Origin of the sequence: Saccharopolyspora kobensis (genome assembly GCF_900108315.1) — a bacterium.
Classification (GTDB): Bacteria; Actinomycetota; Actinomycetes; order Mycobacteriales; family Pseudonocardiaceae; genus Saccharopolyspora; species Saccharopolyspora kobensis.
The window spans coordinates 1-5,233 of sequence record NZ_FNVB01000024.1 but is presented as its reverse complement, the minus strand read 5'-3'; the positions used below and the strand labels follow the sequence as shown (position 1 = coordinate 5,233).

Here is a 5,233-nt window from a genome sequence, read left to right as displayed (position 1 = left end):
CCCCCGCCGCGATCCGCGCCGCACTCGACGGTGTGTCAATCGTGCTCGACGTCGGGGGGCGGCAGGTCCTGACGAAGGTCGTCAACGACGAAAACCGAAGCAACAAACGGAGGTGACCCGTGCCGCTCTACCTGGGTCCGCTCGGCGGGCTGGTCCAGATCCACCCGCTGACCGACATCGATATTGACCCGCAGAGGTTCGGCGGCACGCACACCGCGATTACGGGTCGGCGCACCGTGGACTACCTCGGGAGCGCCGACTCGTACACGCTCCGGTGGCGTCATCGGACGCCGTCGGAGATGCGGTTCCTTCACGCGATCCATCGCCGTCACATCCCCGGGCCGCTCCGGCTGATCCTGGGCGATCTCATGCCGAATCGGCTCTCCCGCTCCGCCGCTTCCCTCGGGTTCGGCGGACGCGACATGTCCGGCATCGAGCTCATGACCGGCTTCGCCACGCCCTCCACCCTCTACCCGTCGGCGGCAGGCGTTCCCGGCCTCTCCCTGCTCTGGTCCGGTTGGACCACGGCCGCGATGTCCCTCGACTACAACAGCCCCGCCCCGGTCTTCCCGGGCGAGACGGTGACTGCCTCCGTGTGGGTCATGTCCCCCGCCGGGGACGACGCCGTGTTCGGCGTGAACCACCACGGCGCGACCGGCGACCTGAATACCCCGACGGCGAACCCAGTCGTGACGCTGGCCGCCAACACCTGGACTCGGCTCTCGATCACGCTCACCCCGGGAGCGACGACGTGGGGTCTCTCCGGAGCACTCCAGCTCATGACGAACCGAGGGGCTGCCGAGCTCTACATGGCCGCCGCCCAGATCGAGGTCGGAGCGGTCGCCGGCGACTGGAACCCCGGAGGGGGCGCCCCGGTCGTGGCCGTCGACTCGATGACCTTGCCCAGCCCATACGGGCATTTCACCGATCCTGAGCTGACCCTTCTGGAGGTTTGACCGTGCAGACCCACGGCGGCGCCGCCGCGGCAGAGGCGATCACGGCCCCGGAGCGGTTCTTCAAGCACCGACTACGCGTCGACTGGGACGGGGATGGCTCCTGGGACCACCCGCTCACGGACATGACCCCGTACATCCCGAGCACCTCCCGGGACCAGGCGGTCACTTCCACGGCCCCGGAGGAGCTCCTCCTCGCTGAGGGCTACGCCGCGGCCGAGCTCACCGTGGTGGTGGCAGGCGAGTTCGACGGTATCCCGCTCGCCCACCACTTCGCGCCGTTCAACGCTCGGAGCGTCTTCTATGCGCGAGGTCTCCAGCTGGGCGTGGACATGGAGTACACGATCTCCGTCTGGACTGTGAACGGCTGGGTGGACTACCCCCAGTTCACGGGCGTGGTTCGCAACGCCAACCCGCGGCGCGGCTCCGAAGATGTCGAGATCCAGTGCCTGGACAACGTCGAGAAGCTCCGCACACCCGTCGACCTCCCGCCTTACGCTCTGTGGGAGTCGCACCTCCAGAAGGGCTACAAGCGCGGACAGCTCGTCGACTCCAGCGCGCTGATCGACCTCGCAGCTCGCACCGGTGGTTTCGACGCCGGCCCAGTCGGGATGACCTGGCCCTCCTACATGGACGGACCGACCTACCAGGCCGGCACGGTGCTCAGCGTGCCGTTCCACGGGAGCATCCTCCCCGAGGTCGGCACGCTGGACGGAGACCAGGGAATCCACCCGACCGAGTCCCTCGCCCCTGGCCCCCGCTCGGAGGCCTACCGCGCAGGTCCGTTCGGCTACCTCGCTCGCAACGCCCCTCCCGCGTCGGAGACCGCGACCGGCTTTCACAAGTTCTGGATCGACGAGTTGGGCCGCGGGGTCGCCGGCACTGCCAGCACGACAATGGTCCTGGGTGGCTGGTTCTACTGGGCGGGTCCCGACGTGGACGCGGACGTCAACGCCATCGAGCTACGCATTCGGTCCCACCGGTTCATCCTCGCTCTGGAGTCCAGCAACGGCGCGTGCATGGCCCGGTTCATGTACAACACCTCGTACAACAACGACTCGTGGAACTCCGGCACCTGGGAGACGATCAACGGTCCGTTCTCGTCTCTGCCAGCACAAACCCCGGGATGGCACTACTACGAGGCAGCATTCAAGTGGTACGACGGCGGCCCCGGTGCCGGCGATATCTGGATGCGCGCCACGATCGACGGTCGCCGCGGCACGCCCAAGCTCGTGGCCAACCGAGCGTTTGTCGATCGGAACGACCGGTTCTCCGGTCTCGTCCAGGTGAACAACACCTGGGCCGTCTCGGATGTGAAGATCTGGAACAGCCGTAACAAACCGCCGCTGGAGGATTTCACCTACGACGTGACCCCGCGGGGCAATGCAGTGTTTCCCGCCACGTGGGGTAAGAACCGGCTCACCCACACCGTCCGGGAAACTGGCCTGGAAGCGTGGACCCTGGCGAAGGACGTCGCGTCAGCCGAGTACGGCGCGGTCTTCTTCGACGAGGCCGGGCGGTTCGTCTTCTGGAATTACCAGGATGTGATCGACAAACAGGCGTCTGTGGTGCGCACGTACACCGTGGATGACCTCGGTTCCTTGGCATTCAGTTACTCCACGGATGCCATCCGGAACGTCTGGGTGGTCACGACGCAGTCCGGAAAAGCGTCGCCGGACATCCTCTACGACCTCGCCGAGGACGGTGTCCCGCTCCGGAAGGCGGGGAACGAGTACGTTCCCGCGGTCTTCGAGATCCCGCCCAACGCACCGCCGGCGGCAAAGGAGTTCTTCCTCCTGGCACCGCCGGAAGCCATTTCGGTCAACCCGTGGACCATCCCGACGATCCAGTCAGGCCCGCAGAGCGCCCGTGTTCCTGGGTACTGGGATCAGTACACGCCCCGCCACGGTCGGCAGATGTACACCGGCTCGACCTTCATCCAGCGACAAGACGGCGCACGCGACCCGAACTCCGAGCAGAAGTTCACCTCCCGCGACATGATCCGGTTGTTCCTGGACAACGGTTGGAACGACCCGTACCACTTCGTCAATCCCGACGGTTCCGCACGCTTCCGCGTCGAGGGGCTGTCGGTCGTCGAAGAGGAGCCGAAGACCTGGATCGTCCGGGACACGGAGTCAGTCGCCCAGTACGGACAGCGCGTGATCGAGCTCCGGGACAACCCGTGGTTGCAGGACGAATGGCAGACAGCGGCGATGCTGACCCAGCTCGTCGCGCGCACCTCACGCCCGATCCCGGTCACCGACGACATCGTGGCGCCGGGCGACCCGCGTATCCAGCTCGGAGACACGATCGAGGTCCGCGACCCGGACGGTATGGGTGAGTCCATCCGGCTCCAGATCCTCGGAATCAAGCGGGACTTCTCCGTCGAAGGCGGGCTCCGCGACACGTACCAGGTCGAGGTCATCGAGCCCGCCCGCGTCTGGAAGCTCGGCTCCCCGTCGTACTCGCGTCTCGGCGAGTCCACGATCCTCGGATAGGAGAACGCGCATGCCCACCATGCCCACCTTCGAGACGGGCCACAACGTCACAGCAGCCGAGTGGAACGCCCACGCGACGCAGATCAACGACAACACGTCCGCGATCGCCACGAACTCCAGCTCGATCGCTGGCCACGCGAGTCGTATCGGCGCGCTGGAGTACAACGTCCTCACCCAGGCCAGCGACTTCCTCCTCTACGGGGACCGTGTGAGCACTGGCCGTCGGGTGGACAGCGTCCGGTCGGAATCCACTTCCAACGGGTTCATGACCGCGTTCGCGACGATCAGCCCGAAGACCTTCACCGCGACGCAGCTCCGCATGTGCGTCACCGCTGCAGCCGTCGGCGCCTCCGGCACGTTCGACGTCTCGTTTCTGCGGGGTCCGAACACGTCGAACCTGGTCCAGCAGTGGACCGCGTTCGGCGCAGCGCACGTGACCACCACCGGTCTGAAGACGTGGACCCTGCCCAGCGTGGCGATCACGGCCGGCGAAGCCATCGGCGTGTGCATCATCTGCACGGCGTGGACAACGCCACCGTCCTGGAGCTCGTCTCCGGCAGGGTCCGCACCGCTGATCAACTCCACGCCCTACAGCGTGTACCAGCCCGGACGCTCCTACCCGCCGGAAACCCCCATCAACATGAGCGACGCCAAGTGGACCCGGAGCAATCAGCTGTTCTGGTTCGCCGTCGCGTGACCCCCGGGAAGCCCCGCATGCCCCACGAAGACTATGAGGCCGCGATCACGTTGCGCGACGTCCACGAAGACATTCGGGCGATGCGCACGGAACTCACGACCGTGATCACGCAGCTGTCGACCGCCACGGCGAACCAGCTCGACCACGAGACCCGTATCCGTGCGCTGGAGCGCCGGGTCTGGACCGCCGCCGGCGTGGCCGCCGCCATCGCGGCCGTGATCCCCCAGCTGGGTCCGATCGCTGCCGCATTCGGAGGCTGATCGCCTTGATGCTGACCAACCTCGCCGACGTTCTCCGGAACGCCGGCCTGAAGGTGGTGGAGGTCCCGGGCTGGAAGACCCGGGGCCACGGCCCGATGTCCGGCGTCCGCGGCGTCCTCTGGCACCACACCGCGACATCCGCGAAGGTCTCCGGCGACTACCCGTCGGAGCGCGTCGTCCTGGAAGGGAACGGCACGACCGACGGCCCGCTGTGCAACCTCGGGCTGGGTCGCTCCGGCACCTGGTACGTGATCTCCGCCGGCCTCGCCTACCACGCGGGAACCGGTTCTCACCCCGCTGTCGGAACCAACGGCAACGGCTACCTGATCGGCATCGAGGCCGAGCACCCCGGCACCGCCGGTAACCCGTGGCCCGCCGAACAGCTCGACTCCTACCGCCGCGGTACGGCCGCGCTGCTGAAGGCGTACGGGCTCGGTGCGGACCGTCTCATCGGCCACAAGGAGTGGGCGCCGGCACGCAAGATCGACCCGTACGGCCTGGACATGAAGACCGAGCGGGCTCACGTCGAGAACTACCTACGAGGCTCCCCAGCACCGGGAGGGATCGAAAGCATGGCACTCGATACGCCGTGGAAGGACACCTACGGCAACACCCAGACCGTTCAGGGCTTCATGGCCGAGACCCAGCGGGACCTCAACGAGATCCACGCGGCGCTCCTCGCGCTCCAGAAGTCCCGGATTCCGGGCGACCCGAACATGACCAACGGCGCGAACGCGCTCATGGACACCGTCGCGCGCGCCTCGATCACCTACGCCATGGTCCAGGACCTCCACCGCAAGGTGGACGAGCTGGAGACCGGCGGGG

The 5,233-nt window shown here is 67.1% G+C and carries 5 protein-coding genes; all 5 read left to right on the top strand.

What is annotated here, in order from left to right; translation table 11 throughout:
• Positions 1-119: 119 nt before the first annotated feature.
• The gene (locus C4T78_RS35885) at positions 120-956 is read left to right on the top strand and encodes a phage head spike fiber domain-containing protein (RefSeq protein ID WP_093350561.1); all 837 of its coding nucleotides are present in this window, start codon (positions 120-122) and stop codon (positions 954-956) included.
• A gap of 2 nt (positions 957-958) precedes the next feature.
• Positions 959-3,451, top strand: a complete 2,493-nt coding sequence (locus tag C4T78_RS35880) for a hypothetical protein (protein WP_093350563.1) — start codon at positions 959-961, stop codon at positions 3,449-3,451.
• Positions 3,452-3,461: 10 nt separating this feature from the next.
• Positions 3,462-4,148, top strand: coding sequence for a hypothetical protein (locus C4T78_RS35875; protein WP_093350566.1), 687 nt, complete (start codon positions 3,462-3,464; stop codon positions 4,146-4,148).
• A 17-nt stretch (positions 4,149-4,165) separates the two neighbouring features.
• Complete coding sequence (locus C4T78_RS35870) at positions 4,166-4,408, top strand: DUF7201 family protein (RefSeq protein ID WP_093350569.1); 243 nt, start codon at positions 4,166-4,168, stop codon at positions 4,406-4,408.
• Between the two features lie 8 nt (positions 4,409-4,416).
• The coding region (locus C4T78_RS35865; protein ID WP_146075841.1) for a peptidoglycan recognition protein family protein at positions 4,417-5,233 on the top strand (817 nt) is incomplete at its 3' end.